Source organism: Treponema sp. UBA7567, assembly GCF_002476655.1.
Lineage (GTDB): Bacteria > Spirochaetota > Spirochaetia > Treponematales > Treponemataceae > Treponema_D.
Genome location: NZ_DLLH01000047.1, coordinates 1 through 5,506 on the forward strand (window position 1 = coordinate 1; position 5,506 = coordinate 5,506).

The 5,506-nt window shown below is 42.9% G+C and carries 4 protein-coding genes and 1 pseudogene; all 5 read right to left on the reverse strand.

All coding sequences use genetic code 11. The features are described 5' to 3' along the window. Nucleotides 1-135: 135 nt before the first annotated feature. The gene (gene lysA, locus B3Y13_RS05970) at nucleotides 136-1,401 is read right to left on the reverse strand and encodes a diaminopimelate decarboxylase (RefSeq protein WP_296693304.1); all 1,266 of its coding nucleotides are present in this window, start codon (nucleotides 1,399-1,401) and stop codon (nucleotides 136-138) included. Nucleotides 1,402-1,473: 72 nt separating this feature from the next. Then, nucleotides 1,474-2,568, reverse strand: coding sequence for an aspartate-semialdehyde dehydrogenase (gene asd, locus B3Y13_RS05975; RefSeq protein ID WP_296693308.1), 1,095 nt, complete (start codon nucleotides 2,566-2,568; stop codon nucleotides 1,474-1,476). Nucleotides 2,569-2,634: 66 nt separating this feature from the next. Then, nucleotides 2,635-3,549, reverse strand: a complete 915-nt coding sequence (dapA, locus tag B3Y13_RS05980; RefSeq protein WP_296020701.1) for a 4-hydroxy-tetrahydrodipicolinate synthase — start codon at nucleotides 3,547-3,549, stop codon at nucleotides 2,635-2,637. A gap of 259 nt (nucleotides 3,550-3,808) precedes the next feature. Beyond that, entirely contained in the window at nucleotides 3,809-5,002 is a 1,194-nt protein-coding gene (locus B3Y13_RS05985) for a hypothetical protein (RefSeq protein ID WP_296020709.1), read from the reverse strand. A gap of 48 nt (nucleotides 5,003-5,050) precedes the next feature. Further along, a pseudogene (locus B3Y13_RS05990) lies at nucleotides 5,051-5,506 on the reverse strand (DUF1846 domain-containing protein); the annotation flags it as partial.

Here is a 5,506-nt window from a genome sequence, read left to right on the forward strand (position 1 = left end):
TGTCATTATCGGGCTTGCCATCTTGTCATTATCGGGCTTGACCCGATAATCTATTGAAATTTTCCAACAGATTCCCGTGACGCAGCATGGGAATGACACTTAAATTACTGCTCTTATCAAAACTCGACATTCTGGTTATTTAAAGTTTTCAACGCCTTCTAGGTCAAGTGTTGCAAAAAGGTCGTTGATTGTCTCACGGCGGCGGATTTCTTTTACAGTGCCATCTGCGCGCAAAAGAAGCTCGCCGCATCTTAATTTTCCATTGTAATTAAAGCCCATTGCGCGGCCGTGCGCTCCTGCATCGTGGATTATTACAAGGTCGCCTATATCGATTTTTGGAAGCTTCCTCTGAACTGCAAACTTGTCGCAGTTTTCGCAGAGAGAGCCTACTACATCGTATACATGGTCTTTTGGCGCGTTTTCTTTTCCGCTTACAGTAACTTCGTGGTAAGAGCCGTACATGCCTGGTCTCATCAGGTCTGCCATGCAAGAATCAAGGCCTATGTATTCCCTGTAGATGTGCTTTTCGTGAATTGCCTTTGCAACAAGCCAGCCGTAAGGTCCTGTAATAGGGCGTCCGCATTCCCAGTAAATTCCGAGAGGGTCAAGTCCTGCAGGCACAATAATTCTGTCATATTCGGCGCGGATTCCTTTTGCCACTTCATCGTAGTCTACGGCCTTTTGCTCCGGCTTGTAAGGGATTCCAAGTCCTCCGCCTAAATCCACAAACTCAATGTTTACACCGCATTTTTGCTTTACTTCCACTGCAAGCTCAAATACAAGCTTTGCTGTATCAACAAAAAAATCCGGGTTCAGCTCGTTCGAAGCCACCATAGTATGAAGTCCAAAATGCTTTACGCCCTTTTCTTTTGCAACCTTGTATGCCTCGATCATCTGCTCGCGTGTAAGTCCGTATTTTGCTTCTTCCGGTTTTCCGATTATTGAATTGCATCCGTGTTTTGCAGAGCCTGGATTGTACCGGAAGCAAAGTGTTTCTGGGAGTTTTCCAAGAGTTTTTTCCAAAAAACTGATATGGGTAAAGTCGTCAAGATTGATTATGTTTCCGTTTGCAAACGCATACTTAAACTCAGAAGCTGGAGTCTCGTTCGAGGTAAAGATTACCTTGTCTTTTTTGATTCCTGCAATCTCACAGAGCATAAGTTCCGGCAGGCTGGAACAGTCGCCTCCGCACCCCTCTTCCGCAAGAATCTTTAAAATGTAAGGATTAGGGCAGGCTTTTACGGCAAAGTGCTCGCGGAATTTCGGAAAAATCGAAAATGCCTTTGTAAATTTGCGCATATTTTCGCGGATCGCTTTTTCATCGTAAAGATAGAATGGCGTCGGATATGTTTGTGTAAGTTTTTTTAGTTCTTCGCTATTAAGCGGAAATGTTTTTTCCATAATATTTTTCTCCAAAAAAAGAGGCTTATCCGCAAAACGCAGAAAGCCCCTGTTTCGTTTTGTTATTTTTGATCAGTCAAAAAAGCCCTTTGCCTTTAAGAGCTCTGCATTCAAGATGCCGCCGAGAGCGGCGCCGCGCTTTGTATTGTGGCTGAGGGCTACAAACTTAACGTCAAAAACGCCGCATTTGCGAAGCCTTCCGATTACACAGGCCATTCCCTTTTCTGTGTCGCGGTCGCGGCGCGGCTGAGGGCGGTTTTCTTCTTCGCGGTATACAATCGGATGCTCAGGCGCAGAAGGAAGACTCAGCTCCTGAGGAAGAGAAGCAAATTCTTCCCAGACTTTTAAGATTTGTTCAATAGAAGGCTTTTTGTCTTCTGGAAGGTCAAATTCGAGGTTTACACTTGCAGTGTGTCCGTCGATTACAGGAACACGTGTGCATGTCGCAGACACAACAGGCTCAGAAGCATTTTCAATCTTTCCGCCTTTCACAGTTCCCAAAATTTTAAGACATTCTTTCTCGGTCTTTTCTTCTTCGCCTCCAATAAAAGGCACGATATTGTCAATCATATCGAACGAAGAAACTCCCGGATAGCCAGCCCCGGAAACAGCCTGCAAAGTTGTTACAGTCATTCTCTTTACAGGGTAGCCGGCCTTGATAAGAGCGAAAATCGGAATCATATATGTCTGCAAAGAGCAGTTAGGCTTTACAGCGATGAATCCTTTGTCCCAGCCGTGGTGCTTTTTTTGTTCGGCAATCACATCAAGGTGAGAATAGTTGATTTCAGGAATCAGCATAGGAACATCTTCTGTCCAGCGGTTCGCGCTCGCATTGGAAACAACCGGAATTCCTTCTGCCGCATAAGCCGCTTCCAAAGCCTTGATTTCGTCCTTGCCCATTTCGAGCGCGGAAAAGACAAAGCGGCACTTTCCGAGCGCAAGCTTAGGCTCATTTGCGTCCTGAACAGTAAGATTTTTTACATCATCAGGAATATCAGCTCCAATAAGCCAGCGGTTTTTTACAGCTTCAGGATAAAGTTTTCCAGCCGAGCGCGGGCTTGCCGCAACATAGGTTACCTTAAACCACGGATGGTTTTCCAGCAATTTGATGTATCTCTGGCCGACCATTCCAGTCGCGCCCAAAACACCAACATTTATTCTTTCCATATTATTATCTCCCATAAAAAGACAGCCGTTTACTGCAAGCCTGTCTTTGCGTTTTCGTGATTTTGATTACAGGCCGCACTCTTTCAGAGCGTCTTCTATCACTTTTTTTGCGCCATCGTTTACTTCCGCAAGAGGAAGCCTGCATGGACCGGACGGCATGCCTTTTACGCTCATTGCGTATTTGATCGATGTAGGGTTTCCGTCAACAAAGGCAGCTTTAAAGAACGGAAGCAATTTATAATGAGCCTTGCGCGCGGCGTCAAAATCACCTTCAAGAGCCTTATGCGCCATTTCTACGACTGCGGCAGGCGCAAGGTTAGAAACTACTGATATTATGCCGTCGCCGCCGACAGAAATTAAAGGAAGTGTAAGCGCATCGTCTCCGCTCAAAACTGCAAAGTCCGGCTTTTTTGATTTGATTGTGGCAATTACTTCCATCATCTGGTTGATATTGCCGCTTGCCTCTTTTACGCCGGCAATATTCGGAAGCTCCGCAATGCGTGCAAGTGTATCTGTTGTAATATTTACGCCAGTTCTTCCGGCAATGTTATATACTATGATTGGAATTCCAACTTTGCTTACAGCCGCAAAGTGCTGGTAAATGCCTTCTTTTGAAGGTTTGTTGTAATATGGGGTAACAACAAGCGCGGCGTCTGCGCCTGCTTTTTTTGCTCGTTCGCAGTAAATAACTGCATCTTTTGTGTTGTTGCTGCCTGCTCCTAAAATTACAGGAACATGTTTTCCAGTTGCGTTTTCAAACGCTTTAATTTCTTCCATTACAATAGAAATAAGCTGGTCTTCTTCCTGTCCCGGACGTTCGTCGAGAGTCGGAGTTTCTGCTGTAGTTCCAAGAGGAACAAGACCGTCAATGCCCTGCTCAAGCTGGAATTTTACAGTTTTTCTAAAGCCTTCATAATCAACAGAACAGTCAGACTTCATCGGTGTAATCATGGCTGTAAATGCGCCCTGTAATTTTAACATATATTACCTCTTGCTAAACAAAACTTTTTATATAGCCTGAATTTCGAGTTTTATGATTTAATGTCATTATTGGGCTTGACCCGATAATCTATTGCACTTTTTTNNATGACACTTAAATTACTGTTCTTATCAAAACTCGAAGTTGGGGCTATATAGAAGAATCGTTGATATTTTAATGAATTTGCGTTCTTGTGAAAAGTGCAGTCAAATTTATGTAAACAGGCGTTTTCCTGCTAATAGTCTGAATGCCGAAGTTTGGCTAATAGTTGTCCCACTTAAAGTCGTCAAAATCTTGAATTTGAATTTCGCGGGAGTTTCTAAAGTATTTTTCCATTTTGCGAATCGTAAGAGGCGTTTTGTTTTTATAGTTCGGGTTCATATAAAAATAGGCGCTATATAGCGATTTTTGCATTTTTTCGGTCGCGCTGTTATCGTCAATAAATATAATTCCTGCGAGGTTTTGAGCAACTTCTTTTACCGTAAGCTGCGTTGAGCAGTATGCCCCGGAATGTTCAGAGGCTTTTTCGTCAATTCGGTTCAGCTCGATAAACGTACGGCGCGCAAGCGAGCGGTAAAAAAGATTGTTAAAGTCGCCAAAATCAACTGTCTCGCTGTTAAACCACGGATTTTTTACGATTGTAATGACCGAATATTCGTTGTCCAAAAGTTTTGAGCCGTAATCCAAAAACTTAAACTTGTAAGCTTCCGCCATGGCAAACGGTGAATATTCTGCAACTGTTGTCAAAATATCGGTGTACTGAATTCTGAATGTAAAATCTATTCCAGAACGGGAAGTATATTTTAAAACCCGTTTATTTTCCGAAACAGCCTGTACTAAAGCCCGAAAAATCCGTCCTTTTTCAAACCCAAGGTTTTTCTTTACTTCTGAATAATCGATTTCCGAGCGGTTATCTGCTCCAATCATTACAGATTTTTTTAACGAAAGCATTGAATATTCTTCAACACGTTCAAATATTTCTTCGAGAATGTTTTGATGAATGCAGTTGAATGACTTTACGTCCGTAAAAATGTCGTAGTGCCTAAAATGCAGGCACAAATCAATGTCTATTGTCTGAGTGTGCCCGATTTTTGAGGGGATCGCGCTTTTGTGCTTTTCGACAGGAAGAATATTTATATAGCTGAGATTAAAAAATTCCGAAAACTGCGAATAAAAATCCAAGGCAACAAGCTCAGAATAAGGTCCTGCCCATCTGGAGTTTCTTGCTTCCGCTATGTTCTTTACTTTTTCTGTAATCTGAACAATTGCCTGTCTGTCCGCAGAATACTTTTTTTGAAGGCGTTTGAGCCGCTTTATAAAGTTTTCGGCAAAAAGATTTTTTGGCTCACTGTTTAGCGGCGAAATGCACTTGTTTGTGTTCTTCTTGTTTTTTACAATTTTTTCAACATTAAAAATGTCTTTTATAAGTTTTTCAAGATTTTCAACATCGGTCATAGAACTTTTCCGCATCGGTCCGTGCATTTACCGCCTAAGACAGGAATCCTAGCGTTTTTTTACAGGATCGCTTGTTAAATCGACGCCGAGTTTTTTAAAAATCTTGCGGTCTACTTCGCTAAGCATTACGCTCGTATGAACCTGACAGCCTTTTAAAGCAGGAAGCTGCTCAAGAGCCTTTTTGCAGTTTTCGTTGTTTGGACTGAGCATAGAAAGAGCTACCAAAACTTCATCTGTATGAAGGCGCGGATTGTTTCCCTGCAAATAGTTCACCTTCATATTCTGAATAGGCGCAATCATTGCGGCAGGAATAAGTTTTACGATGTGGTCAATTCCCGCAAGATGCTTGATTGCGTTTAATATGAGGGCCGCGCAAGTTCCAAGCAAATCTGATGTTTCTGAAGTGATTATTGTGCCGTCGTTCAGTTCGATTGCGGCCGCTGGAAGTCCGGATTTTTCTGCGCGTTTGCTTGCGGCAACTGTAACAAGACGGTCGGCCGGAGT